Origin of the sequence: Paraburkholderia sp. BR10882, assembly GCF_040948855.1 — a bacterium.
Classification (GTDB): domain Bacteria; phylum Pseudomonadota; class Gammaproteobacteria; order Burkholderiales; family Burkholderiaceae; genus Paraburkholderia; species Paraburkholderia nodosa_A.
Window position 1 is genome coordinate 140,692 of record NZ_JBFPKP010000008.1, and the last position, 25,210, is coordinate 165,901.

The 25,210-nt window shown below is 66.9% G+C and carries 23 protein-coding genes; 8 read left to right on the forward strand and 15 right to left on the reverse strand.

Annotated elements, in window-relative coordinates:
• Positions 1–9 precede the first annotated feature (9 nt).
• A complete protein-coding gene (locus tag AB3X99_RS21375; protein WP_368618071.1) occupies positions 10–711 on the forward strand; it encodes a copper homeostasis protein CutC in 702 nt (233 codons plus the stop codon).
• A 59-nt stretch (positions 712–770) separates the two neighbouring features.
• On the opposite strand, the gene AB3X99_RS21380 is transcribed toward AB3X99_RS21375, so the two are convergent.
• The 7 genes from AB3X99_RS21380 to AB3X99_RS21410 form a co-directional block, all read right to left on the reverse strand.
• Positions 771–4,406, reverse strand: coding sequence for an indolepyruvate ferredoxin oxidoreductase family protein (locus tag AB3X99_RS21380; protein ID WP_368618072.1), 3,636 nt, complete (start codon positions 4,404–4,406; stop codon positions 771–773).
• 308 nt (positions 4,407–4,714) lie between these two features.
• The gene (locus AB3X99_RS21385; protein ID WP_342949631.1) at positions 4,715–5,653 is read right to left on the reverse strand and encodes an ion channel; all 939 of its coding nucleotides are present in this window, start codon (positions 5,651–5,653) and stop codon (positions 4,715–4,717) included.
• 240 nt (positions 5,654–5,893) lie between these two features.
• The gene (locus AB3X99_RS21390; RefSeq protein ID WP_069265167.1) at positions 5,894–6,139 is read right to left on the reverse strand and encodes a hypothetical protein; all 246 of its coding nucleotides are present in this window, start codon (positions 6,137–6,139) and stop codon (positions 5,894–5,896) included.
• 203 nt (positions 6,140–6,342) lie between these two features.
• The gene (locus tag AB3X99_RS21395; RefSeq protein WP_069265166.1) at positions 6,343–6,564 is read right to left on the reverse strand and encodes a hypothetical protein; all 222 of its coding nucleotides are present in this window, start codon (positions 6,562–6,564) and stop codon (positions 6,343–6,345) included.
• A 210-nt stretch (positions 6,565–6,774) separates the two neighbouring features.
• Entirely contained in the window at positions 6,775–7,758 is a 984-nt protein-coding gene (locus tag AB3X99_RS21400) for a carbohydrate kinase (RefSeq protein ID WP_069265165.1), read from the reverse strand.
• 39 nt (positions 7,759–7,797) lie between these two features.
• Positions 7,798–9,105 (reverse strand): AGE family epimerase/isomerase, encoded by a 1,308-nt coding sequence (locus AB3X99_RS21405; RefSeq protein WP_368618181.1) that lies wholly within the window; start codon positions 9,103–9,105, stop codon positions 7,798–7,800.
• 78 nt (positions 9,106–9,183) lie between these two features.
• Entirely contained in the window at positions 9,184–10,239 is a 1,056-nt protein-coding gene (locus AB3X99_RS21410; protein WP_069265163.1) for a LacI family DNA-binding transcriptional regulator, read from the reverse strand.
• Between the two features lie 229 nt (positions 10,240–10,468).
• On the opposite strand from AB3X99_RS21410, the gene AB3X99_RS21415 reads away from it, so the two are divergent.
• Complete coding sequence (locus AB3X99_RS21415; protein ID WP_069265162.1) at positions 10,469–10,624, forward strand: DUF3309 family protein; 156 nt, start codon at positions 10,469–10,471, stop codon at positions 10,622–10,624.
• 107 nt (positions 10,625–10,731) lie between these two features.
• Here AB3X99_RS21415 and AB3X99_RS21420 read toward each other — a convergent pair whose 3' ends face one another.
• Positions 10,732–12,582 (reverse strand): phosphodiesterase, encoded by a 1,851-nt coding sequence (locus AB3X99_RS21420; protein WP_069265161.1) that lies wholly within the window; start codon positions 12,580–12,582, stop codon positions 10,732–10,734.
• Between the two features lie 216 nt (positions 12,583–12,798).
• Positions 12,799–13,845 carry a bile acid:sodium symporter family protein gene (locus tag AB3X99_RS21425; RefSeq protein WP_368618073.1) on the reverse strand — a complete coding sequence of 349 codons (1,047 nt, stop codon included), beginning with the start codon at positions 13,843–13,845 and terminating at the stop codon, positions 12,799–12,801.
• 706 nt (positions 13,846–14,551) lie between these two features.
• Between AB3X99_RS21425 and AB3X99_RS21430 the strand changes: the two genes are divergently transcribed.
• The 3 genes from AB3X99_RS21430 to AB3X99_RS21440 all read left to right on the forward strand — a co-directional run bounded on the left by AB3X99_RS21430 (position 14,552) and on the right by AB3X99_RS21440 (position 17,798).
• The gene (locus tag AB3X99_RS21430; protein ID WP_368618074.1) at positions 14,552–15,001 is read left to right on the forward strand and encodes a hypothetical protein; all 450 of its coding nucleotides are present in this window, start codon (positions 14,552–14,554) and stop codon (positions 14,999–15,001) included.
• A gap of 536 nt (positions 15,002–15,537) precedes the next feature.
• The gene (locus tag AB3X99_RS21435; protein WP_368606330.1) at positions 15,538–16,635 is read left to right on the forward strand and encodes a porin; all 1,098 of its coding nucleotides are present in this window, start codon (positions 15,538–15,540) and stop codon (positions 16,633–16,635) included.
• A 188-nt stretch (positions 16,636–16,823) separates the two neighbouring features.
• Positions 16,824–17,798: a LysR family transcriptional regulator gene (locus AB3X99_RS21440; protein ID WP_069265157.1), complete on the forward strand. Its 975-nt coding sequence runs from the start codon at positions 16,824–16,826 to the stop codon at positions 17,796–17,798.
• A 19-nt stretch (positions 17,799–17,817) separates the two neighbouring features.
• Here AB3X99_RS21440 and AB3X99_RS21445 read toward each other — a convergent pair whose 3' ends face one another.
• Positions 17,818–18,783 (reverse strand): nitronate monooxygenase family protein, encoded by a 966-nt coding sequence (locus AB3X99_RS21445; protein WP_069265156.1) that lies wholly within the window; start codon positions 18,781–18,783, stop codon positions 17,818–17,820.
• 216 nt (positions 18,784–18,999) lie between these two features.
• On the opposite strand from AB3X99_RS21445, the gene AB3X99_RS21450 reads away from it, so the two are divergent.
• Positions 19,000–19,893 carry an alpha/beta fold hydrolase gene (locus AB3X99_RS21450; RefSeq protein WP_069265155.1) on the forward strand — a complete coding sequence of 298 codons (894 nt, stop codon included), beginning with the start codon at positions 19,000–19,002 and terminating at the stop codon, positions 19,891–19,893.
• A gap of 20 nt (positions 19,894–19,913) precedes the next feature.
• Here AB3X99_RS21450 and AB3X99_RS21455 read toward each other — a convergent pair whose 3' ends face one another.
• Complete coding sequence (locus AB3X99_RS21455; protein ID WP_368606334.1) at positions 19,914–20,387, reverse strand: Lrp/AsnC family transcriptional regulator; 474 nt, start codon at positions 20,385–20,387, stop codon at positions 19,914–19,916.
• A 159-nt stretch (positions 20,388–20,546) separates the two neighbouring features.
• Here AB3X99_RS21455 and AB3X99_RS21460 point away from each other — a divergent pair, with 159 nt between their 5' ends.
• Entirely contained in the window at positions 20,547–21,455 is a 909-nt protein-coding gene (locus tag AB3X99_RS21460; RefSeq protein WP_342949582.1) for a DMT family transporter, read from the forward strand.
• 101 nt (positions 21,456–21,556) lie between these two features.
• Positions 21,557–22,861, forward strand: coding sequence for a DUF445 domain-containing protein (locus AB3X99_RS21465; protein ID WP_069265152.1), 1,305 nt, complete (start codon positions 21,557–21,559; stop codon positions 22,859–22,861).
• Between the two features lie 213 nt (positions 22,862–23,074).
• On the opposite strand, the gene AB3X99_RS21470 is transcribed toward AB3X99_RS21465, so the two are convergent.
• From AB3X99_RS21470 to AB3X99_RS21485, 4 genes are read right to left on the reverse strand one after another with little or no spacing between them, the layout of a single operon-like run.
• Positions 23,075–24,007, reverse strand: a complete 933-nt coding sequence (locus AB3X99_RS21470) for an MBL fold metallo-hydrolase (RefSeq protein WP_368618075.1) — start codon at positions 24,005–24,007, stop codon at positions 23,075–23,077.
• Positions 24,004–24,453, reverse strand: a complete 450-nt coding sequence (locus AB3X99_RS21475) for a MaoC family dehydratase (protein WP_368606336.1) — start codon at positions 24,451–24,453, stop codon at positions 24,004–24,006. The genes AB3X99_RS21470 and AB3X99_RS21475 overlap by 4 nt, the downstream gene beginning before the upstream one ends.
• Positions 24,450–24,677, reverse strand: coding sequence for a DUF1289 domain-containing protein (locus AB3X99_RS21480; protein ID WP_368618076.1), 228 nt, complete (start codon positions 24,675–24,677; stop codon positions 24,450–24,452). The genes AB3X99_RS21475 and AB3X99_RS21480 overlap by 4 nt, the downstream gene beginning before the upstream one ends.
• A 2-nt stretch (positions 24,678–24,679) precedes the next feature.
• The gene (locus AB3X99_RS21485; RefSeq protein WP_368606338.1) at positions 24,680–25,186 is read right to left on the reverse strand and encodes a YbaK/EbsC family protein; all 507 of its coding nucleotides are present in this window, start codon (positions 25,184–25,186) and stop codon (positions 24,680–24,682) included.
• Positions 25,187–25,210 lie beyond the last annotated feature (24 nt).

Genomic DNA, 25,210 nt, shown 5'->3' on the forward strand with positions numbered 1-25,210 from the left:
CGCGCAAACATGCCACATGAACGGGTCCTGCTGGAGGTCATCGCGACCACCGTCGCCGATGCGCAAGCCGCCGAGCGCGGCGGCGCGGATCGTCTCGAACTCGTGACCGCAATGGGCGAGGGCGGCCTCACGCCGAGCATCGGCATGATCGAAGCCGTGGTCGCGGCGGTGGCGATTCCCGTGAACGTGATCGTGCGGCCGCACAGCCGCTCATTCATTTACGACTCGGACGATTACGCGGTGATGCTGCGCGACGTGCGCGCCGCGAAGCTCGCGGGCGCGCATGCGGTCGTGATCGGCATGCTCACGCCTTCGCATGAAGTCGATCGCGAAGGACTGCAGCGCGCGATCGAGGCCGCCGACGGCATGTCGCTCACGTTTCATCGCGCGTTCGACGAAGCGCGCGATCTGCAGGAGGCGTTCGACGTGCTGCTCGGTTTCGACGCCGTGACGAACGTCCTCACCTCGGGCGGCAAGCCCTCGGTGCTGGACGCGCAGGCGCAGATCGCAACGCTCGTGCAGCGCGCGGCGCGCACGCATTGCACGGTGCTGGCGGGCGCGGGACTCACGCTCGACCGCGTGGCGCAATTCGTGAGCGCGACGCGCGTGCGCGCGGTTCACTTCGGCTCGGGCGTGCGCATCGACGGCAAGGGACTCGCTCCCGTCGACGAAAACAAGGTGCGGCGCGCGCGGAACCTGCTCGACGCCTGACCCATAAAAAAGCGCGCGCCATTCAGATGAACGGCGCGCGCCTGCCGGCTCACTTCACCTTATTTCGCCACGACCACCGGAATGCCGCGCAACGCGCCAGCACCCTTGAACGACGCGAGGGCTTCCTGGACCGCGGCGCTCGTCTTCACGTCGATGGCAAGGCGCGCCGCCAGTTCGCGCTCGCTGCGTTTGACCGCCGCGAGGTTCGCCAGCTTGACGTGCCCATAGCCACGCACACGTTGATGCAGAGTCGCGAGCTTGGCGATGTCGTCGGCGTTTTCAGCGGTGAGGCTCGCGAACGCACCGCGCAGCGTCGCCTCGTAGTCGCCGGCGAGGGCGCGCTCCATGCGGCGCTCCAGTGTCTTGCCGAACGGATCGAGCCACGTGCCGCGCACGCTGCGGCCCTTCTTGAGCAGCCCGAACGCACTCCACATCCACTGGCCGAACTGCATCTTGCGCGGAGGCTGGCCGTTCTTTTCACGCGCGATGAGCGGCGGCGCGAGGTTGAACTTCACGGTGAAGTCGCTGCCCGCCGTGCCCTCGAACTGCGCCTCGAGCGCGGCGCGCAACGCCGGGTCGGCGTGCAGGCGCGCGACTTCGTATTCGTCCTTCACGGCAAGCAGCCGATAGAACGTGGTCGCGACGGCGCGCGCGAGCGTTTTCTCCGCACTCTTGTCGGCGCTGCGTGCGGCATCGACCAGCGCGCGATAGCGCTTCACGTAGCTCGCGCCGCCATACGCGAGCAGACGCGCTTCGCGGTCGGCGATCAGTTCGTCGAGCGTTTGCGTGAGCTTGCGCGCCGTGGCTTTCGCGGCGGCTGCACGTTGCGTGTCGAGCGCTTCGAGCGCAGCGGGATCGGCGGCGGCCATGCGGCCGATGGAGAACGCGAACAGGTTCGCCTGCACGGCCACGTTGTTCAGTTCGATGGCGCGCGTGAGCGCCGCGAGCGAAACCGGCACGAGGCCAAGTTGCCAGGCGAAGCCGAGCATCACGATGTTGGCGCCGATCGTGTCGCCGAGATAACGCTGCGCGAGTGCCTGCGCGTCGCATGCGGAGAGTGGATCCTGCGCGTTCGATGCGCCGCCCGTCGCCGCGTGCCGCATCTTCGCGAGCAGCGCGTCGGCGTGCAGGTTCGCTTCGGGGTTCTGCACGAACGACGCGTTCGGAATCTCATGCGTGTTCACGACGATGCGCGTGCGGTCGTGCCGCACGGTTTGCAGCGCATCGGCGCTCGCGCCCACCACCATGTCGCAGGCGAGCAGCAGGTCGGCCTGCTGCGTGTCGATGCGCACCTGGTTGAGCAGCGCGTCGGTCGCCGCGAAGCGCACGAACGAGAGCACCGAGCCGCCCTTCTGCGCGAAACCCATGAAGTCGAGCACCGAAGCGCTCTTGCCTTCCAGATGCGCGGCCATACTGATGAGCGCGCCCACGGTCACGACTCCGGTGCCGCCCACGCCCGTCACGAGGATGTCGTAGGGCGCGTTGTCGAGATGCGTGGCCGGCATGGGCAGCGCATTCACGCGCGCGGTGAGCGCCTGCGGATCGAACGCGGCGCCCGCGGCCTTCTTGAGCTTGCCGCCCTCGACGGTCACGAAGCTCGGGCAGAAGCCGTTCACGCACGAATAGTCCTTGTTGCACGACGACTGGTCGATGCGGCGCTTGCGGCCCAGCTCCGTTTCCACGGGCTCAACTGAAAGGCAATTCGACTGCACGCCGCAATCGCCGCAGCCTTCGCACACTTCCTCGTTGATGAAGAGGCGCTTGTCCGGGTCGGGGAATTCGCCCTTCTTGCGGCGGCGGCGCTTTTCGGCGGCGCAGGTCTGGTCGTAGATCAGCACGGTCACGCCCGGCGTTTCGCGCAGTTCGCGCTGCACCGTGTCCAGTTCGCTGCGGTGATGGAACGTCGTGCCCTTCGGGAACAGACCGTGATGGCCGTCGTACTTCTCGGGCTCGTCGCTCACCACCACGAAGCGCGAGACGCCTTCGGCTTCCACCTGGCGTGCGATCTGCGGCACGGAAATGCTGCCGTCCACGGGCTGGCCGCCCGTCATCGCCACGGCGTCGTTGTAGAGGATCTTGTAGGTGATGTTGGTCTTCGCCGCGACTGCCTGGCGAATCGCAAGGATGCCTGAGTGAAAGTAGGTGCCGTCGCCGAGATTCTGGAACACGTGCGGCATCTTCGTGAACATCGAGTGCGCGGCCCAGTCCACGCCTTCGCCGCCCATCTGGATCAGACCCGTGGTGTCGCGCTCCATCCACGAAGCCATGAAGTGGCAGCCAATGCCGGCCTGCGCGATCGAGCCTTCGGGCACCTTGGTCGACGTGTTGTGCGGGCAGCCCGAGCAGAAGTAGGGCGTGCGGCGCACGGCGTCGGCGGCGTTCGAGAGGATTTGCGGCGCGACGAGATCGACCACGCGCTCGCGGCGGTCGAGCGCCGGACGGTGCTTCGCGAGCCACGCGGCGAACACGGGCAGGATGCGCGAGGGACGTAGCTCGCCCAGTTCCGAGAGCAGCAGCGTGCCGTCTTCGGCGTGCTTGCCGATCACGGTGGGGCGCGCGCCTTCCTTGCGGTTGTAGAGGTAGTCCTTGATCTGCTGCTCGATCACCGGCCCCTTCTCCTCGATCACGAGCACGTCGGTGAGGCCCGCGACGAACGCGTCGATACGCGACATCTCCAGCGGGAACGACAGGCCCACCTTGTAGATGCGCACGCCCGCGCGATCGAGGTCGTCGACGGTGAGATCGAGACGGCGCAGCGTTTCCATCAGGTCCAGATGCGCCTTGCCGCAGGTGACGATCCCCACGTTCGCGTGCGGGCTCGGCGCGATCCACTTGTCGATGCTGTTCATGCGCGCGAAGTGGCGCACGGCGTCGAGCTTGGCGGCGAGGCGCTGCTCGATGGCGAGACTCGGCAGATCGGGCCAGCGGTTGTGCAGGCCGCCCGGCGGCGGCGTAGAGCCCGCAGTTGCCAAATCGGGTGCTTGCCAGTCGGTTTTGATGGCATCGAGATCGACGGTCGAGCCCGACTCCACCGTCTCCGAAATCGCCTTGTAGCCCACCCACGCGCCCGAGTAGCGCGAGAGCGCCCAGCCATACAGGCCGAATTCGAGCATGTCCGCGATGTTCGACGGATTCACGACAGGCATGTGCCACGCCATCAGCGCGAAGTCACTCTGATGCGGCATGGACGACGACACGCAGCCGTGGTCGTCGCCGGCCACCACGAGCACGCCGCCGTGCGGCGACGAGCCGTAGGCGTTGCCGTGCTTGAGCGCGTCGCCGGCGCGATCGACGCCCGGGCCCTTGCCGTACCACATCGCGAACACGCCTTCGACGGTGCGCTCCGGGTCCGCTTCCACGCGCTGCGTGCCGAGCACGGCGGTGCCGCCCAACTCCTCGTTGATGGCGGGCAGGAAGCGCACGTCGGCGGCTTCGAGCAGTTTCTTCGCCTTCCACGCCTGCTGATCGACCATGCCGAGCGGCGAGCCGCGATAGCCGCTGATGAAGCCCGCGGTGTTCAGGCCATGCGCGCGGTCGAGTGCGCGCTGCATGAGCGCGAGGCGGATCAGCGCCTGGGTGCCGGTCAGGAAGATGCGGCCGCGCGTGGCGGTGAGGTTGTCGGTGAGCTTGTAATCAGCGAGGGGCGGCGTATCAAGCGGCGAGGGCGTGTCGCCGAACGCGGGGCGCGCGGTCATTGGGGGGAGTCTCCATATATCGACCGCAGTGAGCGCTTCAGCTGTCGCCCGGAGTTAGTGCTTCAGCACTTACTCCGGGCCCATGCAGAGCACTTGCTGCGATCTCATGCTTAGCTTTGCTGTCGTACGCCCTCCGAGGAGAGCGGCGAAAGAGACTCTATTTTTTCTCGCCAATGACGGAAATTTTTTGCTAACTCTCCGGCGCTGCCGCCTATTCGCGCGAGAGCCTGCCCGCGCCGGGCGAATTTGGAGAGAGATTTTCCCTGCGCGGCCGCGATCCCGCCCGGATCGGCCTTCGGGACAATCCGTCAGATCGTCCGCGGTGCGTAGGGCTTCGCGCGATCGAATGGCACGACATCGTGAAAGTGCGTGTAGTCCATCGTGCTCACGCCGTCCGCGTCGCTCATCAGGTCGACGTAGCGGTAGTCCCAGCGGATCTGGCGGTCCGACCAGCTAAAGCGCGCCTGCATGGTCTGCGCGGTCGATTCGTCGGAGCCCTCGATCACGACATGCAGCGTACCGTGCTGCTCGGCCAGCATCTCGGGTGTGACGCCGTAGAGCGGGCTCGACTCGTCGATCACGTGCATGAGATTCCAGCCCAGCGTGAAGAGCGGATGCTGGTCGCGCACGAGCTTGAGGTCGTGGATGCGCCGCGCGCGAAAGCCGTCCGACGAGGTTTCGATGCGGATGAGCCGCAGCTTCGCGCCCGCTTCGGCGATCACGTTCTGGCGGGCGTTGGCCGCGCGCGCCATCAGCGTCATGCGGCCTTCGATGGGGTGCACCACCACCTGGCTCGCGAACATGATCTTGGCGCGCGGGCGCGAGAAGCGCGCGAACACGAGGCCGGTCGCCAACGCGATCCCCGACATGCCGACGAAGATCTCGAACGTGGCGACGATATGCGCGTAGAGCGTTTGCGGATGCATGTCGCCGTAGCCGACGGTGGCGAGCGTCTCCACGCTGAAGAAGAACGCGCCGAGAAAGCCCTTTGGATACTGGTTGGCGATGGGTGCGGCGCCGAGCTGGTAGAGGCACGCGAACACGCCGTTCATGAGCAGGAAGAGGGCCGCGAGCGACGCAAAGAAGGTGGGCCAGCGCATGGTGAGCGCCGTGTGATAGAAGTCGCCCCAGGACTGCGGCATGCCGTAGACGAGCACCTCGCGCGTGCCGATCATCAGCTTGCGCGGCGTGCCGCGTCTGGCTCTTTTCCTGGGCCCCGCAGGCGTTTCGGCCTTGCAGGCGTCCATGTCCACGCCGGGCGAAGCCCCGGATGCCGAATCGGCTTGCTGGGCTGCTTCCTGGTTGGCGAAGCGCTCCGGCGTCTCGGACGTCATGATGGTCCCTGCGGATCTGAAGTAAGGAGAAGAGCGTAGCAATGCCGCAGGGACAGGACAAGCGGGCACGCGCCGACGGGCGCTGGCAGGGCGCAGGGCTAGCGCTATGAGAGCAGCAGCGAGACGCGGCAGGAACGGCGTCGAACGAAAGGCTTACGGAAACCCATGCGGCTTCGGAATGCCCGCGCCATGTTCGATATCGGCGATGGCCTGGCGGCGCGCGGCGTCCACGGCGAGCGTCGCCGCGTCGAATCCCGAGTTGCCGCCGACCGTGACCCACGGCTGCACGGCCTTGTCGCGATGCGTGATCTGATACTCGGCGTCCCAGCGAGCGCCCTGCAGTTCGAGCGGATGCACGTGGATGGCGTAGACGCCGTATAGAAAGAGCTGTTCGGACATGGCTAACCTCCTGTCGACCAGAGTTGGCGCTTTAGCTGTCGGCCGGAGTTAGTGCTTCAGCACTTACTCCGGGCCCATGCAACGCCCTCACTCTGGCCCCATGCACAGCTGACGACCGCACATCGTGCGGCCCCATGCAGAGCCCCCCGTCTCTTGCAGCGCTGCCGGCAGTCCCCGAGCGGGCCCTGGGCTCACCGGGCGACTTACAGCTCGAGCTCGCCGAGAATGCGATGCGCCAGCGCCTTGGCTTCTTCGAGAGCTTCTTCCGGCGTGCCCGATGCGGCTTCGACTTCATACACCGCGTTTTCGAGTTCCTCGCCGTCGTCGCGCGCCAGGGAGACCAGGCCCTGGTACTGGCCGGCGTTCATGGGCCGCACTGTGGCGACGGCCGTGTAGATCCCCTTGGTGTAGCTGACGTCTTCCATAACGTGCTCCTCGTGGAAGGAAACTCCCCTCGACGGGTCAAGTCGATGAAAGCGCGCAAGCGTCGCGCCTGACCCGCAACAAGAGGGAGATTCCATGCTAGCACGTTGCCCGCGGGCCTGCGGGACACCCATATGACGACGGCGCGGCGCTTTCGTGTCAGCCCCGCGCCGTGTCCGGGCGGCGCGCCAGACTGCGCGCCGCGGGCGCCTTCAGTCGGCGAGCAACGCGACGACTTCGTCGAGCGTCGGCGAATGCGCGCCGGGCCGGCGGCACGCGGCCGCGCCCGCGGCGAGCGCGAAGGCGAGATGCTGGCGCCAGTTGCGCTGCGGCGCGCTCATGAGGCTGAACAGCAGTCCGCCGATGGACGCGTCGCCGGCACCTACCGTATCGGCCACTTCGACGCGCGGCGGCGCCGCCTCGATCACCTCGGTGCCCACATAGAGCGTGGCCGCCTGCGCGCCGCGCGTGACGAGCAGCGTGGCGGCCGGATTGAGCGCGCGCACGGCATCGATGGCGTCGGCCTCGCTCTTGCCGGCGAACAGCATGCGCAGGTCTTCGTCGGAGACCTTGATGAGATCGGCGAGCGCGGCCATGCGGCGAAGGATCGGCTCGTAGCCGTGCGCCATGAGGTTGCGGTAGTTCGGATCGAAGCTGATCTTCACGCCGGCCGCGCGCAGCTCGGCGGCGAGCGTGGCGAGCGTTTCGCCGAGCGGCTGGCGCACGAGGCTGATGCAGCCGAAGTGCGCCCACTTCGCATGCGCGCGCCAGCCTTCGGGCAGCTTCGCGGGATCGAAGGCAAGGTCGGCGCTGTGCTCGCCGATGAAGTAGTACGCGGGCGGATGCGTCTGATGCACGATCGCGAGCAGCGGCGCGCGCTCCACGCGCTGCATGAAACGCATGTCGAGACCGGCGGCCACGCTCGCGTTCCAGAGCTCGTCCGAGAAGTTGTCGACGCCGAGCGCCCCCACGCTCGCCGTGGGCAGCCCGAGGCGCGCGACCGCGCGCGCGACGTTCCAGCCCGCGCCGCCAGGATGCGCGCGCCAGTGCGAGTCCATGCCCGGTGCGCCGGGCTGCGACGTGTGCGGCGTGCCCTCGGGCGCGGGAGTGCGCACGAGATCGGTGAGAATGTCGCCGGCCGAGATGAAGGCCGGGAAGCCGGACGAAAAGTCCGGGCCGGTGCTGCAGGTGCTCATCGTCGTGTTCCTCTCTCTAGTTCTGGCCGCTCGTGCCCGTCATGCGTTCGCGCCACCGGCGTCGCCGGCGGTCGCTTCCTCGCGGCCGATGACCGGCGCCATGCCGCGTCCGGGCAGCGCGTTCAGCGCTTCGTAGCACGCGCCCATCGTGTGATAGTCGGTCTTGCCGGCGGGACTCTTCTCGTCACTGTACTTACGGTTGTCGCAGGTGAGGATGCGATACCACGCACCGTAACGATGATCGACGAAATTCGCCCAGCTGTAGCGCCAGATTTCGTCGTACCAGTCCCAGAATCGCTCGTTGCCGGTGCGCTTGCCGAGCAGCGCCGCCGTGGCGAAGGTTTCCGCCTGCACCCAGAAGTACTTGTCGTGATCGCACACGGTGCCGTCTGGGCCGAAGCCGTAGTAGAGGCCGCCGTGATCGTTGTCCCAGGCGTGCGCCATGGCGGCGTCGAACAGTTCGATCGCGCGCGGCAGCAGCCAGGGCAGCGGCCGGTGCCGTTCCAGCAGCAAGAGCAGCTTCGCCCACTCCGTTTGATGGCCCGGCTGGAAGCCCCACGGGCGGAAGATGTTCGAGCTGTCTTCCTCGTTGTAGTGCCAGTCCACCGACCAGTCCGCGTGAAAGTGCTCCCACACGAGCCCTTGCGAGAGCTTCGCCTGGCGCAGCGTGATGTTCGAGGCGACGCGCTCGGCGCGGTCGAGATAGACGAGATGGCCCGTCGCTTCGTAGGCCGCGAGCAGCGCCTCGGTCGTGTGCATGTTGGCGTTCTGGCCGCGATAGCCCGAGACGATCCAGTCGGCGCTCGCCTCGTCGGCGTAGAGGCCCGCCGCGCCGTCCCAGAAGCGGTGTTCCATCAGATCGAAGGTCGCGCCGATCATCGGCCGCGCTTCCTCGATGCCGGCCATCGCCGCATGCGCGTAAGCGAGCAGTACGAACGCGAGGCCGTAGCAGTGGCGCGTGGCGTCGAGCACGCGCTTCTTGCCGTCGCGCCAGTCGATCTCCCAGTCGTAGCCCTGCAGATGCGGGTCCCAGTGGCCCTCGCGCAGGAACTGCAGGCCGTGGCGCGCGTATTCGAGGTGCTGCGGATCGCCGAACTCGCGATACGCCATCGCGTAGTTGAAGACGTACCGGCAGCTGCTCACGAGGTGCCGCGAGTGCGCGTTGTAGATCGAGCCGTCGTCGCGGAAGTAGTGGAAGAAGCCGCCCGAGGGATCGAGCACGTTCGGCGCGTAAAAGCGCAGCGTGTCCTGCACGTGGCCGAGCAGGAAGCCGCGGTCGCGAAAGCTCGCGACGCCCGGTACGGCGACGGGGTTTGCGGTGGCGGGAGTGGCGGTGTCGGCGGTCATCGTCATGGCTTTCTCTTCTGTCCTGGACGTGGCTTCAGCGTATTTCGTGTGTGTTCAGCGTGTTTTCGACGGCGCGCGTCAGGCGCTTTGCGGCGCGCCTGCAGCGTGGTGGACGGCCTGCGCGGCAACGAGATTCGATGACGCCGCACCCAGCGTGCTCGCACGCGCGACGAGCTGCACCGGCAAACGGATTTCGCTCGCGGCAGGCGTTTCTTCGAGCAGCAGTTCGACGCCGCGCCGCCCGAGTGCTTCCTTGTCGACGGCGATCGTCGAAAGCGGCGGCGTGGCGTGCGTGGCGCCCGCGATATCGTCGAAACCGATGATGGCGATGTCCTCGGGCACGCGCAGGCCATTGGCGAGGCACACGCGCATGGCAGCGAGCGCGGCGGCGTCGTTGTAGGCGAAAAGCGCGTCGGGCGGCGGGCGCGATGCGGCGCGCGCCGCGTCGATCAAGCGTTGCATGGCGAGCGACGCGCCCGTGTCGGGATCGAGGCCGCCGTCGATCGTCGTTTCGAGCGACGGGTCGAACAACAGGCCCGCCTCGAAGAACGCGCGCCGGTAGCCGAGCGCGCGCTGCGCGATGCTGTAGTGCGCGAGCGAGCCGCCGATGAACGCAATGCGCCGCCGTCCCAGCTCGAACAGATGCTGCATGGCGAGCGCGGCGCCCGCCGCATTGTCGATGTTCACCGAGCGCAGACCCGCCGCCCACAGATCGATCAGCACGAGCGGGCGTTGCAGCGCGACGAGCGCGGCGAGCATTTCCGGTTCGACGAAGCCCGCCACGGCGATGGCGTCGGGCGCGTGCAGGCGCAACTGCTGGACGGTGTCGTCGGCGGGGCCGGCGGTGAGCAGCGCGGGCACGATGCCGTGTTCGCGGCACGCGTCTTCCACGCCGTGCAGCACGTGCGAGAAGAACGGGCTGGCCGCGAAGTTGTTGTGCTGGCGGTGGAGCAGGAAGGTGAGCCGGCGAATGCGCGGACGTAGTTGCGCGCAGTCATAGCCGAGCGTGCGCGCGACCTCGACGATGCGCTCGCGCGTGGCCTCGGAGAGGCCCGGCTGATTTTTCAACGCGCGCGACACCGTGCCGATCGACACGTTGGCGGCCTGCGCGACGTCGCGAATGGTTGTCCCCATGATTCCTGGCTAGCGGTGGCGCGGTGAGCGTTCCGGGTGTGGTCAGGTGTGCGGCGATTGTATAGTAAAAATCTGTTCGAAAAACCCAAATCGACGTCTCGAATTCCAGGTAAATACCAGTAAACAATGAAATAAACGCAAACATTAGTGTTTAGTAAAATTAGCTAAACACGTGCGGGCACGACGGTTGCGGAAAGGCGGATGCCAACATTCGACTTTCGGAGGCCTCATGCTCGGCACCCTGCTTCTGGTCATTCTGATCCTGCTGCTCATTGGCGCGTTCCCGGCGTGGCCGTATAGCCGCTCGTGGGGCTATGCGCCTTCAGGCACGCTCGGCATCATCGTCGTCGTGGTGGTCGTGCTGGTCTTGATGGGGACGATCTAGCGACTGCGCAGCAGTCAAGCAACGCAAGCAAAACGGGCCGGCGCGCGGCACGAGCCGCGCGGCCGGCCCGTTGACGTTGCGGGCTGCCGCAGGGGAGGCTCAGGTCGCTATGCTGTACCGGCGGTTTCGCCTGATGCCGAACTGAGCGTGGGCACGAGGTTGGCGCTCGCGTTGCCGTCGATCACGACGAGGCCGCTCGCTTCCTGTTTCGCGCGGCGCTTGGCGAGCGCCGCGAGCGAGGCGATGGCGTCGCTGCTGTGCTGCGCACCTTCGCCCGGTGCCACGTGCACGCAGCCGATCGCCATCGTCACGAAGGTGAAGAAGGTGGCGTTGCCGTGGCGATCCTCGCCGTGAATGCCGCCCGCGAGGCGGTCGCCCGGCGCGTAGAAGCGCTGCGCGCCCTCGTTGAACGTTTCGATCGCCTGGCGCGCGCGCTCGCGCCACGTCTCGCTCTGGAACAGGATCAGGAAGTCGTCGCCGCCCACGTGGCCGAGGAAGTCGCGCGTGGGGTCGCAGGCGTCGGCGAGCACCGTCGCCGCGAACTTCAGCACCTCGTCGCCCTGCCAGTAGCCGTACTGATCGTTGAAGGGCTTGAACTGGTTCAGGTCGACGTAGCACGCGTGAAAGCCCGCGTCGTGCGACAGCAGCCGCTCGATATGCGAACTGATGGGAATATTGCCCGGCAGGAAGGTGAGCGGATTGGCGTAGCGCGCCGCCTGGATGCGCACCTCCGTCACGGCTCGCACGAGGCTCTCGCCGGTGCCGAGCCCGGCGTACCGGCCGTTATCGGTGATGACGAAACCATCGGCGAGATAGCGCTGGTCGTCGCTGACGAGCAGCGTCGCCATCTGCTCGACCGTCATCGACTGCTCGATCACCACCGGCTGCGCGTTGGCGAATTGCAGGCAGGCCTTCTTGCCGAACAGCTCGCGGTGATACGGCAGCGCATAGCGGTCCATGAACGCGCGCCGGTTGATGAGCGCGACGGGCGCCTCGTCTTCCACCACGGCCACTGCGTGCAGGTCGGGTTGACCGTTGAACAGTTCGAGCACGTCGTTGTTGGTCGCCTCGCGCGGCAGCGCGGGCGCGCGCACGAGCATCTTGCTGGCCGGCGCGCCGCCACCCGCGGGCTGCGTGGCAGCGCTGCGGGTGGCCTCGGGGAACACGGCGATATGATCCGCGCGAATCGCCTCGCGCGCTTCGCGGGCGAGCACGCGCAGCGGCTCCACGTTGGGGCGGCCGAAGAAAAAGCCCTGGCCGCAGTCGATGCCCATGTCGCGCAGCACGATCAGGTCGGCCGCGTTCTCGATGCCTTCCGCCACGAGCCGCGTGCCGCTCGCCTGCGCGAAATGCTGGACGGCGCGCACGGCTTCGAACTTGAGCGCGTCGTTGGCGATGTCGTGGATGAAGAAGCGGTCGATCTTCACGACATCGGGCTGCAGCTGCACCCAGAGGTTGAGGCTGGCGTTGGCCGTGCCGTAGTCGTCGAGCGCGAACTGGGCGCCGGCCGCGCGCAGCGTCTCGACGACGGGCGAAAAGTTGCGCAGGTCGTGGATGGCGCTTTGCTCGGTGAGCTCGATCACGACGCGCGTGGGGTCGATCGGGCCGTCGAAGAGGGCGAGTGCGGCGTCGCCGTCGGCGGTCAGCTGGCGCAGCGCGTCGGCGCTGAAATTGAGGAAGAGCTTGCCGGGGCAGTCGAGTTTCGCGAACGTTTCGATGCAGGTGCGGGCGGCGGCGCGTTCGAGCGAGGCGGTGCACTGTTCGTCGCCGGCGCGCGCGAAGAGGGCGGCGGGCGTTTCGAGCGGCGAGCCTGCCGGCCCGCGAATCAGGCCTTCGTAGCCGAGGATCGCGCCACCCTCGAAATCGACGATGGGCTGGAAGACGGCGCGCAGCTGGCGCTGGGCGATCAGCGCCCCGACGCCGGGCGCCGCGTGCAGGAGTGGCGCGGGAGCAGACATGGACAGGCCGGAACGGGCGAAGACGATGAACTTAACGGCATATGATCGGATGAATTAAATGAAATTTTGGTGACAGCGCCGCGAAGCCCAGTCTTTGGGCATGTGACGCGGGAAGGGAGGCTGGCGGGGGAGGGTGAAATGCCGGGCGCTAGCCACGGCGTTTGCTGCAGCGGGGCGGCGGCCTCTCGCCGCCCCGGGTGACGTACTTGATGCCGTTTAACGGCGCGCAGCAGTAGCCGTGCGCTCGTTCGCGCCGCCGCGCGATTCGTCGCCCGCGCTGGCGGCGCGCTCGGCGCTCATGTCGCGGGCGCCCCAGCGCTGGGCGAGCGCCGCGCACACCATGAGCTGGATCTGGTGGAACAGCATGAGCGGCAGCACGACCGCGCCCACGGCGTTCGAGGCGAAGATGACCTTCGCCATCGGTACGCCGGCCGCGAGGCTCTTCTTCGAGCCGCAGAAAATGATGGTGATCTGGTCCGCGCGCGAGAAGCCGAGCTTCTTGCTCGTGAACATCGTGATGCCGAGCGCGAGCGCGAGCAGCACGGCGTTCACCACGAGCAGGCCGCCGAGCGCGGTGAGCGGAAGGTGATGCCAGAGCCCTTCGTTCACGGCCTCGGAAAACGCGCCGAACACCACGAGCAGGATCGAGCCCTGATCGACGAACTTGAGCACGCCCTTGTTGCGTTCGATCCAGCGGCCGATCACCGGGCGCAGCAGTTGGCCCGCCACGAACGGCACGAGCAGTTGCAGCACGATGTTCCACACGGTGTGCCAGGCCGAGCCGCCGCTCGCGCTCTGGTTCGTGACGATCAGGCTCACGAGCGCGGGCGTGACGAAGATGCCGATCAGGCTCGACGCCGAAGCGCTGCACACGGCGGCGGGCACGTTGCCGCGCGCGATCGAGGTGAACGCGATGGACGACTGCACCGTGGAGGGCAGCGTGCAGAGGAACAGCACGCCCGCGTAGAGCGCCGGGGTGACGAGCGGCGAAAGCACGGGCTTGAGAGCCAGGCCCAGCGCCGGAAAGAGCACGAAGGTGCTGAGCAGCACGACGATGTGCAGCCGCCAGTGCGTCGCGCCGGCGATGATCGCCTCGCGTGAGAGCTTGGCGCCGTGCAGGAAGAACAACAGGCCGACGGCCACATTGGTCAGCCAGTTGAAACCGGTGGCGGCCTGGCCGTGCACGGGGAACAGGCTCGCGAGAATCACCGTGCCGACGAGGCAAAGGGTGAAGTTATCGGGCAGGAATTTCGGACGTGCCATCGGACAATCTCAAGTGCGCGCCTGGGCGCCTGGCTGCGCGCAGATCGATGTGCGTGCAACGGGTGAATCGGATCGTCTATTGTCGGCGCAAGCCGATTGAAAAAGCAAATTCATTTGAAGCATCGATTAATGACGGATGCGCATGTATCGCCGGCATCGATCTCACCTTTATGCCGGATTCCTTATCGACGTGCGAGGGGCATTCCCGGGCCGCAAAAGCCGTCAGGACTCCGCGCATTCTTCAGATCTTCAGACGTCCATCAACCATAAAACGAACCGTTCCCAGACTTGCGCGGAGAGCCGTGCCTGGCGGCCTTCCCAGGGCTTGCCCGAAGGCAGAAAACCCAGCAGTAACATGGTGTTACAACCCTTCGGGCGGCATAACATCTTTTGGCTCGACACCCATACAGCACGCCCATAAATTACCGTCAATGGGACGCCGCGACCGTTGTGGCGGCAATCGTTACGCGCCAGCGCGGCGAGCGTCCCGGGACTGGCCCGCCATGGCCCGAGCGGCGGGTGCCAGGCGCGAACGTCGGGCAGGTGAAACGTCACAATGCAGGCAGGGTTGTCAAAACTCGGACAGTGGGTCTTGGGGGCCGGATTTGCGGCCTTTGTTGCGCTCGCCCATGCTCAGCCCGGTTTTCCAGGGCACGGCGGGGGCGGCGGCTTCGCGCGCGCCCCTTCCATGCCCACGAGGCCCGCCATGCAATCGATGCCCGCGCCGCGCGGCGGCGGCATGGCGTGGGGCAGCGGCTACCACGACGGCGCCCCTGAACGCGGCCGTGGCCCCGCCGCTTACACCGGTGCCGCTTCGCCCATGCGCGTGGCCGACCAGGGCGGCCGGTACGAGCGCGGCGGTAACCGCTCGCCGAACCAGTGGCAAGGCCAGGTTCAGCAGCCGGCCCCGCATCGCGATTACAGCTACGGCACGCCGTTCGGCGGCTACGGTGGCTATCGCGGCAATCCCATCACGCCCGTGAGCGCGGAATCGCGCCAGGTGCCGCATCCGCCGCCCGAGTCGCCGGTGCGCGCGGGCTCGATCCGCGAAGACGTCGCGCGCTACAACGAGGAGCGCGGCGGTACCTACCGGCCCTTCACGCGCAACGGCGGCGAGGTCCCGCGTCCGCCCATGCCTTCGCCCTACCGTAATTGAGCGGTGCCACGCCGCGCGCTTTCGCTTTCTTCCCTCCGCACGCTTTATCCCGCTGTCTTCGTTTGACTCTCCTCAGGATTCGCTTCAGGCATTGACCTGTTAGCGCCGCCGAAACACGTCCAAAACAAGTTGCGTTCGTCCACGCCGCGAAAACTGACGCGCGGATACCACACTTTTTTGGAAATCTCTCGTCATGCAGAACCCTTTCGTCTCAAATCTCGCTTTCGTTTTGGCGGCGCGTCATTCGCAGCCACGCGCGTGCGGCAGCGCCCCACTGGGCGCGGCGCGGCAGCCTGCGACTAACCGTGACGCAGCGCAGCGCAAAGCAAAGTCGACAGCGGCAAACCGGGTGCTATCGGCGGCAAACTAATCCGCCCGATATACCGGCAATAACACCGGTTATTTTTGACCATAAAAATGGTCCGCAAAGATGGATCCGCCCAGAACGGCCACGTCTGCGAACGACGAAAAAACAAAGCCTTTGCGCGAGCGCCTCAGCCGCCCGACACCCTTTTTTGACAAAGACTGGAGAACCCATGAATACAACGGTCAGCCGAGCGCTGCGCACTACCCTGAAGGCGAGCGCGCTCGCCGCTGTTCTTGCCGCCGCGTCGTCGTCGGCGTTTGCGCAGTCGAGCGTCCAGCTCTACGGCCAGGTCGACGAGTGGGTCGGGGCGACGAAATTTCCGGGCGGCCAGACCGCCTGGAACGTGAGCGGCGGGGGCATGTCCACGTCGTACTGGGGCATGAAGGGATCGGAAGATCTGGGCGGCGGCTTCAAGGCGATCTTCACACTGGAAAGTTTCTTCCGCGCGCAGAACGGTCAGTACGGCCGCTTCGCGGGCGACACGTTCTTCGCGCGCAATGCGTACGTCGGCCTCGAATCGCCGTACGGCACGGTCACGGCGGGACGCCTGACGACGCAGCTGTTCGTCTCGACGATTCTCTTCAACCCGTTCATCGATTCGTACACCTTCTCGCCGATGGTGTACCACGTGTACCTCGGCCTCTCGACGTTCCCGACCTACACGACCGATCAGGGCGTGGTGGGCGACTCGGGCTGGAACAACGCCGTGCAGTACTCGACGCCTAACTTCAACGGCCTTTCGGGTTCGGCCATGTATGCGTTCGGCAACCAGGCCGGCCAGAACGGCTCGAAGAAGTGGAGCGTGCAGGGTCTGTACTTCCACGGCCCGTTCGCGGCTACGGCGGTCTACCAGTACGTGAACTTCAACAACACGCCGGGCGACATCGGCAGCATCGTGAGCGGCGACACGACCATCATCGGCCTGAAGAGCCAGGGCGTGGCGCAGGTCGGTCTTTCTTACGACCTCAAGTACGTGAAGTTCTTCGGCCAGTACATGTACACGGCGAACTGGCAGCAGGTGGGCAGCTGGCACGTCAACACCGCCCAGGGTGGCGTGACGGTCCCGGCCGGCCCGGGCACGGTGATGGCGTCGTATGCGTACTCGCGCGACGGCGGCGGCCTGAACCAGACGCGCCAGACGGCGGCGATCGGCTACGACTACCCGCTTTCCAAGCGCACCGACGTCTACGCCGCGTACATGTACGACCACTTCGACAACATGTCGAGCGGCCAGACCTACGGCGTGGGCATGCGCGCGAAGTTCTAAGCGGCGCAGCCTGTCAGTTCGAAGTTCGACGCGAAAACCCCGCGCTATTTGCAGCGCGGGGTTTTTTGCTTTCTGGGCCGCCTCACATAGGAAGCGCGCCTGCGCGTTTCAACACCCGCATTTGATAAAACGAGGAAAATATCGCCGATTGATTCCCGCTCATTTATGTTCGAGTTGAAGGCCGCGCAATGGATACCCTCGTCAGCATGAAAGTGTTCCGCCAGGTGGTGGAGGCGGGCAGCTTCGTCGCGGCGGCCGAGCGCTTGAATATGTCCGCCGCGATGGCGAGCAAGCATGTGATGCACCTGGAGCAGCAGCTCGGCGCGCGGCTGTTGAACCGCACCACGCGCCGCGTCGCGCCCACCGAGGCGGGGCGCGAATACTACGAGCGCGTGGCCCAGGCGCTAACCGAACTCGACGAGGCCGGCCAGGCCGTGGGCGCGGCGAGCGTGGTGCCGCAGGGGCGGCTGCGCGTGTCGTCGCTCACGGCATTCGGGCTGCGTCATGTGATGGGCGCGGTCGCCGACTACGCCGCCGGATTTCCTCAGGTGACGGTCGACATCACGCTGTCCGACCGCGTGGTCGAACTGATCGACGAGGGCTTCGACGTGGCGATCCGCGCCGCGCCGTCGGGGCTCAAGTCTTCTTCGCTGATCGCGCGGCCGCTCGCCACCGCGCACATCGTGCTGTGCGCCTCGCCAGAGTATCTGCGCCGCCACGGCGCGCCGAAAAGCGTGGCCGATCTCGCGCGGCACAACTTCGTCCAGTACGCGGGGGCATCGGCCCAGGAACTCGCGCCGTTCGCGGAGGGCGCGGGCGGCGTGAAGCCCAAGCCAGGCGGCAACCTCATCGTCAATCACCTGGAAGCGCTGCGCGTGGTGGTGCTGCAAGGCGGCGGGCTGTCGATGCTCGGCACCGAGGTGGTGGGCGACGATATCGCCGAAGGGCGCCTCGTGCCGCTGCTCGTCGACGCACTGCCGCCGCGCGAGCTGCCGATCTACGCCGTGTACGCGAGCCGCCGCCATCTGTCGGCGAAGGTGCGCTCGTTCGTCGATTTCCTGGCCGCGCGCTTTTCTGAGCGCGAGCTGTGGCCGGGCGTGGAGGCGATCCGCGCGGCGGCGCTCAATGCCGACGTCGCCCGTGTTGCGTCTACCCGGCGCTGAAACCGGGCGCGCCTCGCGCTCAGCGGCCCACGCCCAGCCGCGCCTTCGTCGCCTCGTACTCGTGCTTCAGGCGCGCCACGAGATCCGCCACCGAGGGCACGTCGTCCATCAGGCCCACCGCCTGGCCCGCACCCCACACGTCTTTCCAGGCCTTTGCCTTCGAGGTGCCCGCGCCGAAATCCATCTTCGACTTGTCCGACTCGGGCAGCGCATCCGGATCGAGCCCGGCGTTCACGATGCTCTCGCGGATGTAGTTACCATGCACGCCCGTGAAGAGGTTCGTGTAGACGATGTCCGCGGCCTTTGCTTCGAGAATGGCGTGCTTGTAGTCGTCCACGGCGTGCGCTTCTTTGGTCGCGATGAAGCGCGTGCCCATGTAGGCGAGGTCCGCGCCCATGGCCTGCGCGGCGAGGATCGATCCGCCGTTGGCGATCGCGCCCGACAGCACGATCGGGCCGTCGAAGATGCGCCGTACTTCGCCCACGAGCGCGAACGGCGAGGTCGTACCCGCATGGCCGCCCGCGCCCGCTGCCACGAGGATCAGGCCGTCTACGCCCGCTTCGAGCGCCTTGGCGGCGTGGCGCAGGTTGATGACGTCGTGCAGCACGATGCCGCCGTAGCTGTGCACGGCGTCGAGCAGCTCGCGCGGCGGCGCGCGCAGACTCGTGATGAAGATCGGCACGTGGTGCTCGACGCAGACGCGCACGTCGTGCTCGAGCCGCGCATTCGACTGATGCACGATCTGGTTGACGGCGATCGGCCCGATGACGGCCTCGGGGTTCGCGTTCTTGTAAGCGGTGAGCTCCTCCCGGATCTGCGTGAGCCAGACACCCAGCTCTTCGGCGGGGCGCGCGTTGAGCGCCGGAAAGGAGCCGACGATGCCCGCCTTGCACTGCGCGAGCACCAGCTCCGGATAGCTGACGATGAACATCGGCGAGCCCACGACGGGCAGCGAGAGGTTTTGCAGGACGGCAGGCAGTGCCATGGAGAGGTCTCCTTGCGGCGCTTCGATAGACGGCGGGGCGCGAATTCGGCCGTTCGATTATAGGCGCGGGGTCGTTCGGGCATCGCGCGTGCGGATCTCTCGTGCGGTATTCGAGGGAGTGTTCGGTTTCTACCGCTACGGGCCCAAAAGCACATTTTCGAGCCGCGCTCGCCTCATACAATGACCGCAGACCAACAAACACAAGAGACTAGCCCCATGCCTTTCGACGGATTCCAGCCTTTCACCGTTCGCACTGCGGGCGGCGTAGACATCTGCGGCGTGAAGGGCGGCGATGGACCGCCGCTATTGCTGCTGCACGGCCATCCGCAGACGCACATGATCTGGCACCGGTGCGCCTCCGCGCTCGCGCAGCACTTCACCGTCATCGCGACCGATCTGCGCGGCTATGGCGCTTCCTCGAAACCGGCCAGCGACGACACGCACGCCGCCTATTCGAAACGCGCGATGGCGGCCGATCAGGTCGAAGCCATGCGCCACTTCGGCCACGAGCGTTTTCTCGTATGCGCGCACGACCGCGGCGCGCGCGTGGCGCACCGCATGGCGCTCGACCACGCCGACGCCGTCGAGCGGCTGATGCTGCTCGATATCGCGCCCACGCTCGCCATGTACGAGCAGACCGACCGCGAGTTCGCCACGCTCTACTTCCACTGGTTCTTCCTGATCCAGCCCGCGCCGCTGCCGGAAACATTGATCGAAGCGAACCCCGACGTCTATATCGAGCGCGTCATGGGCAGCCGTCACGCGGGTCTCGCGCCCTTCGCGCCGAAGGCTCTGGGCGCCTACCGCGCTGCGCTGCGCCAGCCGGGCGCCGTGCATGCGATGTGCGAGGACTACCGCGCCTCGGCCACCATCGACCTCGAGCACGACCGGGCCGACCTCGAGCGCGGCAACAAGGTGGCGTGCCCGCTACGCGTGCTGTGGGGCGCGGAAGGCGTGATCGAGCGTTGTTTCGACCCGCTCGCCGAATGGCGCAAGGTGGCGCGCGACGTGAGCGGGCGCTCGCTGCCGTGCGGTCATTACATTCCCGAGGAGGCGAGCGAGGCGCTGGTCGAGGAGATGCTGGCCTTCTTCGAGACCACGGAGCGCTGACGGGCTGCCGCGCCTCGGCCTCAACGCAGCGGCGGCAGGCGGCGCGGCACCGGGGTGGACTTGACGATGGCCGTGCTGGTTTCGGCGCGCTCGGTGACTTTCGCGAGAATCTCGTCGAGCTGTTCGATCGAATGCAGATACAGCCGGGCGATGAAGCAGTCGTCGCCCGTGACCTTGTCGCACTCGACGAATTCGGGAATGCGCCGCAGCACCTCTTCCACCAGATGCAATTGTCCGGGCAGCGGCTTCACGCGCACGATGGCCTGTAAGGTGTAGCCGAGCGCGCGCGGATCGATCTGCACCGTATAGCCGCCAATCACGCCTTGCGCTTCGAGCCGGCGCAGCCGCTCGGACGTGCTAGGCGCCGACAGCCCCACGTGCTTGGCCAGTTCGGCGACGCTCGCGCGGGCGTCCTCGGCCAGCGCCGCGAGCAGCATGCGGTCGATGTCGTCGAGCGGGGCGGCGGTGGGCGTTGGGTTCGGGCGTCGGTTCATGATTGCGCGGGTGCTCCGCCAGGTTGGCCTTTCAATCGAAGGCAAGGGTTGCCTATCGCCTAAGTTTAGCCATGTATTCCTCGCCCTGCAGCCGATAAACTGACTTGCAGATGCGAAGGGCCGCGCGCCTTTCGTCCGCCACAACGAGGATGCAAGCTCATGTCTTCCACCACTCCTGAAATTCGCCGCGGCGCCGCCGAGATGGTCGTCGCGATGCTGATGTCCGGCACCATCGGCTGGCTCGTGGTCGCCTCGCGCCAGGCCCCGATCAACATCGCCTTCTTGCGCTGCGTGCTGGGCGGCGCGACCCTCACGCTCGTGTGCGCCGCGCTCGGCCTGTTGCGCCGCAAGCACCTGCCGCCACGCACGCTCGCGCTTGCCGTCCTGGGAGGCGCTGCCATCGTTGCGAACTGGGTGCTGCTGTTCGCCGCCTATTCGCGTGCTTCGATCTCCATGGCCACGGCCGTCTACAACACGCAGCCGTTCATGCTCGTCGGTCTCGGCGTGGTCATTCTGCGCGAGCGCGTGAGCGCTTCGACGGTGGCGTGGCTGGCGGTGGCCTTCCTCGGCCTCGTGTGCGTGGTCGAGGTGCAGCCTGCCGTGCTCGCCGTGCCCGGCGAGTATCTGCAGGGCGTGGCCTGCGCGGCGGGCGCGGCGTTTCTCTACGCGATCTCGTCGATCATCACGCGCCATCTCAAGGGCACGCCGCCGCACCTCATCGCGCTCGTGCAGCTCGCGTTCGGCGCGCTCGCGCTCGCGCCGTTCATCCACTACGGCACGCTGCCGGCCACGCCGCTGCACTGGGCGCAGCTCGTCACGCTCGGCATCGTGCACACGGGCATCATGTACGTGCTGCTCTACGGCGCGATCCAGAAGCTGCCTACGGCGATGACGGGCGCGCTCTCGTTCATCTACCCGGTGGTCGCGATCCTCGTCGACTGGTTCGCGTTCGGCCAGCGTCTCGCGTGGATCCAGGTGGTGGGCGCCGCGCTCATCCTCGTCGCGGCGGCGGGCGTGAACCTCGGCTGGCGGATCGTGCCGCAGCGGCGCAGCGCGCGTTCCGCCTGAGGCGTCGCGAGCGCGCCGCGCTGGCGCGGCGCTTCGGCATGCGGCGGTTGGCGCGCGGGCAGCATAATGTTGCGATTCGAACCCGCGACTCCCTGCTCCTCATGACGCCTTCGCACGCCCCACGGGACGAAGCCGAACTCACGCGCGCCAAGCGCCAGGCGCTGGCCTTTCTGCTGGTTGCGGCGCTCGTGTTCGCCGGCACGGCACTCTTTTTCCCGCCAGGCGTCGTGACGGATGGCGTCAAGTCCGTGAGCGAAGCGGCCATGGTCGGCGGCCTCGCCGACTGGTTCGCGGTGGTCGCGCTGTTCCGGCGCGTCCCGATTCCGTTCGTTTCGGCGCATACGGGCGTGATTCCGCGCAACAAGGAGCGCATCGCCGACGAACTCGCCGCCTTCGTGCGCGACAAGTTTCTCGACGTGGGTTCGCTCGTCGGGCTGATCCGGCGCCACGATCCCGTGGCGCGGCTCTCCAGCTGGCTCACCGCGCCGCAGAATGCGCAGCGCCTGGGCGACTACGCGGTACGCATGATGTCGGGCGTGCTCGGCCTAACCGATGACGCGCGCATCCAGAGCTTCATCCGCGACAGCCTGCACGCGGCGCTCGCGCGCGTCGACTTCTCGAAGTCGGCGGGCGCGATTCTCGACACCCTTACCCGGGATGGCCGCCACCAGGAGCTGCTCGACCAGATGCTCGAGCAGTTCGCCACCCTGTTGCGCGACGAGGGCACGCGCGCGTTCGTCGCGTCGGCCATCGTCGACTGGCTCAAGAGCGACTATCCGACGACCGAGAAGTTTCTGCCGAGCGAGTGGATCGGCGAGAGCGGCGCGCGCGTGGTGGAAAGCGCCGTGAACCGGCTGCTGCTGCAGGTGAGCGAGGATCGCGAACATCGTCTGCGCCAGAAGTTCGACGAAGTCGTGGAAAAGCTGATCGTGAAGCTCAAGAGCGATCCGGCGTTCCTGCGCAAGGGCGAGGAGCTGAAGGCGAGCCTGAGCGAGGGCGGCGCGCTCAACGATTACACGCGCGCGCTGTGGGACAGCCTGCGTGCGTGGCTGCGCGACGATCTGGAGCGCGAAGATTCGGCGCTGCACGCGAAGGTCGCCGCCACTGGCCAGTGGCTAGGCGAGACGCTCGCCGCCGACGCCGACCTGCGCGCCTCGCTCAACGGCCATCTCGAAGACGCCGCGCGCGCCATGGCGCCCGACTTTGCTCGCTACCTTACGCACCACATTCGCGACACCGTGAAGAATTGGGACACGCGCGAGACCGCCCGGCTCATCGAGTTGAAAATCGGCAAGGATCTGCAGAAAATCCGCGTGAACGGCACGGTGATCGGCGGCGCGATCGGGCTCGGACTCTACCTGTGTTCGCATCTGTTCGAACTCGTGAGGCTCAAGCTCGGGCAGTGAGATTGATTCGGATTCCAGATGAATGAATCCTGCGAGGACGCGCCAGGCCTGCGCTCGTAGGTGATCTGTAGGGAAATCACCGATGCTTCGGGAATTCCGGCGCGAGTATGATGACCTCGACAGTTTGATCACGTCAGAGCTAATTCCAACGCTCGTCCGGAAATCGGACGAGCGTTTTTTTTGCGCTTTCCCAGCGTTTGTCCTGCGGCGCGGCTAGACCGCTGCCGCCGGTGCTTCGAAGCGTTCGCCGTTTATGACCAGGGCGCCGCTCTTCGCCAGCTCCCCGGCCAGCTCGCGCAGCAGCCCGGGCCACGCGCTGCGCGGGGCGAGTTGTTGCGCCGCGGCGCGCAGCGAGGCGGCGTTTTCCAGCATCGCCAGTAGCGAGTCGAAGCTCATCGCGCGCACTTCCAGCAGCCTGAAGACGATCAGCACCTTGAGCGCGTTCTTCGCGTTGCGGGCCGGGTCGGCGCGCAGCCAGGCGAGGCGCGAGAACGCGCGCTCCAGCGCCGCCTCGACGTGGGTGAACGGCTTGCCATGGCCCGGAATGACCACGCGCACGTCGAGCTTCGCGATGGCTTCGAGCACCGCGTGCTGCTCGGCGAACCCGCTTTCGCCTTCGAGCTCGGGAAAAATCACGCCGAAGCCATTCTCCCAGAGCGCATCAGCGCTGATGAGCAGGCGCGGTCCGGCTGCATAGAGCATCACCGAGTCGGGGTCGTGCCCCGGCGCACCGATCACTTCCCAGTCGAAGCCGCCTAGCGCGAGCCGTTCGCCTGCCGCGAGCGTGCCTGTGAACGCGAATCGGTCGCAGGTCTGCCCGGTGGCGAGAAAGCTCAAACGCGCTTCGTCCCAGTCGCGCACAATCGTCGCGCTCGGCGCGGGGATCAGCGTCGCGCAGGGCCATTGCGCCTGCAGTCGCGCGTTGCCGCCGCAATGGTCGGAGTGCAGATGCGTGTTGACGATAAGGTCGAGCGCGCGCGGGCCGAGCGCCTGGCGCACGAGCGCGAGCGTCTGTTCGGCGTGCGTGGCGTAGCCGGTATCGACGAGTGCGGCGCGCGCCTCGTCGACGAGCAGCACGTTGTTCGACGACAGCCAGCCGCGCTCGAAGACGCGGATCGATTCAGGGAGGGCGGGCGCGGCGCTCATGCCGGTGCGTGCTCGGCCTTGGGCATGACGAGGATCGTCGCGCGCCCCACCACGAGCGTTTCGCCCTTCTGGTTCACGGCCTCGCCCACGAGCTTCACGAGATCGCCGTTCAGGCTCGGCTTCCACCACGCTTCGTCCACGCGCCACTCGAACGTGATCGTGTCGTTCGCGTGGGCGGCGCGCTTGAGCTTCATGTCGAATTCGAGCCCGAGCGGTTGCGCGTACTGCGAGTAGTGCGTGGCGAGCAGCGCCATGAAATGCGCCGTGGGTTGCGTGCCCGATGCGATCAGGCCGCCAAAGCGGCTTTGCGCCGCGTAGGCTTCGTCGTGATGCAGCGGGTTCAGATCATTCACGAGCAGTCCGAACGATTTCACCGATTCGGGCGTGAGTTGAAGCGTCGAGCGGAACGTCTCGCCGACCGTAACGACGCGGGCGGGCGCGTTCATTGTTGTTCTCCTTGCGACGCGAAGCGCTTCGCGACCCATTCGGCGTGCCGCGTCTCGATCGCGTCCCAGACGGCGCGCTTTGCTGCGTTGTCGAGCGTGGACCAGTTCGCAATCTCGTCGATGGTGCGCAGGCAGCCCTCGCACAAGCCGCTGCGCTCATCCATGCGGCAGATGTTGATGCAAGGCGAGGGCGGCGGCGCGACGGTGTCGTGTATCGCGGTCATGCTCACGCGTCGCGCAGCGCGACGTCCACCACGGGCGCGCCGGTCAGCGCTTCGAGTTCCTGTGGCGAGAGGTTGAACACCGCATGCGGATGGCCGGCAGCGGCCCAGAGGCTTTCGAGCTCGAACAGATCGGCGTCGATCAGCGTGACGGGCGTCGTGGCGTGGCCGATCGGGCACACGCCGCCAATGGCGTAGCCGGTCTTCTCGCGCACGAACTTCGCGTCGGCGCGGCCGATCTCGCCCACGTGCGCGGCCACTTTCTTTTCGTCCACGCGGTTCGCGCCGCTCGCGATCACGAGCACGGGCGCGTCGTCTTCACGGCGGCGGAACAGGATCGACTTGGCGATCTGCGCGACTTCGCAGCCCAGACCCGCGGCGGCTTCGGCGGAAGTCTTGCCGGTCTCGGGCAGCATCACGACGGGTCTGGCGTGGCCGCGCTCGCGCAGCATCAGGGCGACACGGCGCGCGGACTCGGGCAGGGCGTCGAGGTTATCGAGGGTTTCCGTCATAGATTGATTTCCTTCGTACTGCGC

Bases quoted from the DNA above. Each gene is read 5' to 3' on its own strand.
- AB3X99_RS21375 (WP_368618071.1), top strand. From the start codon at position 10: ATGCCACATGAACGGGTCCTGCTGGAGGTCATCGCGACCACCGTCGCC.
- AB3X99_RS21380 (WP_368618072.1), bottom strand. From the start codon at position 4,406: ATGACCGCGCGCCCCGCGTTCGGCGACACGCCCTCGCCGCTTGATACG.
- AB3X99_RS21385 (WP_342949631.1), bottom strand. From the start codon at position 5,653: ATGGACGCCTGCAAGGCCGAAACGCCTGCGGGGCCCAGGAAAAGAGCC.
- AB3X99_RS21390 (WP_069265167.1), bottom strand. From the start codon at position 6,139: ATGTCCGAACAGCTCTTTCTATACGGCGTCTACGCCATCCACGTGCAT.
- AB3X99_RS21395 (WP_069265166.1), bottom strand. From the start codon at position 6,564: ATGGAAGACGTCAGCTACACCAAGGGGATCTACACGGCCGTCGCCACA.
- AB3X99_RS21400 (WP_069265165.1), bottom strand. From the start codon at position 7,758: ATGAGCACCTGCAGCACCGGCCCGGACTTTTCGTCCGGCTTCCCGGCC.
- AB3X99_RS21405 (WP_368618181.1), bottom strand. From the start codon at position 9,105: ATGACCGCCGACACCGCCACTCCCGCCACCGCAAACCCCGTCGCCGTA.
- AB3X99_RS21410 (WP_069265163.1), bottom strand. From the start codon at position 10,239: ATGGGGACAACCATTCGCGACGTCGCGCAGGCCGCCAACGTGTCGATC.
- AB3X99_RS21415 (WP_069265162.1), top strand. From the start codon at position 10,469: ATGCTCGGCACCCTGCTTCTGGTCATTCTGATCCTGCTGCTCATTGGC.
- AB3X99_RS21420 (WP_069265161.1), bottom strand. From the start codon at position 12,582: ATGTCTGCTCCCGCGCCACTCCTGCACGCGGCGCCCGGCGTCGGGGCG.
- AB3X99_RS21425 (WP_368618073.1), bottom strand. From the start codon at position 13,845: ATGGCACGTCCGAAATTCCTGCCCGATAACTTCACCCTTTGCCTCGTC.
- AB3X99_RS21430 (WP_368618074.1), top strand. From the start codon at position 14,552: ATGCAATCGATGCCCGCGCCGCGCGGCGGCGGCATGGCGTGGGGCAGC.
- AB3X99_RS21435 (WP_368606330.1), top strand. From the start codon at position 15,538: ATGAATACAACGGTCAGCCGAGCGCTGCGCACTACCCTGAAGGCGAGC.
- AB3X99_RS21440 (WP_069265157.1), top strand. From the start codon at position 16,824: ATGGATACCCTCGTCAGCATGAAAGTGTTCCGCCAGGTGGTGGAGGCG.
- AB3X99_RS21445 (WP_069265156.1), bottom strand. From the start codon at position 18,783: ATGGCACTGCCTGCCGTCCTGCAAAACCTCTCGCTGCCCGTCGTGGGC.
- AB3X99_RS21450 (WP_069265155.1), top strand. From the start codon at position 19,000: ATGCCTTTCGACGGATTCCAGCCTTTCACCGTTCGCACTGCGGGCGGC.
- AB3X99_RS21455 (WP_368606334.1), bottom strand. From the start codon at position 20,387: ATGAACCGACGCCCGAACCCAACGCCCACCGCCGCCCCGCTCGACGAC.
- AB3X99_RS21460 (WP_342949582.1), top strand. From the start codon at position 20,547: ATGTCTTCCACCACTCCTGAAATTCGCCGCGGCGCCGCCGAGATGGTC.
- AB3X99_RS21465 (WP_069265152.1), top strand. From the start codon at position 21,557: ATGACGCCTTCGCACGCCCCACGGGACGAAGCCGAACTCACGCGCGCC.
- AB3X99_RS21470 (WP_368618075.1), bottom strand. From the start codon at position 24,007: ATGAGCGCCGCGCCCGCCCTCCCTGAATCGATCCGCGTCTTCGAGCGC.
- AB3X99_RS21475 (WP_368606336.1), bottom strand. From the start codon at position 24,453: ATGAACGCGCCCGCCCGCGTCGTTACGGTCGGCGAGACGTTCCGCTCG.
- AB3X99_RS21480 (WP_368618076.1), bottom strand. From the start codon at position 24,677: ATGACCGCGATACACGACACCGTCGCGCCGCCGCCCTCGCCTTGCATC.
- AB3X99_RS21485 (WP_368606338.1), bottom strand. From the start codon at position 25,186: ATGACGGAAACCCTCGATAACCTCGACGCCCTGCCCGAGTCCGCGCGC.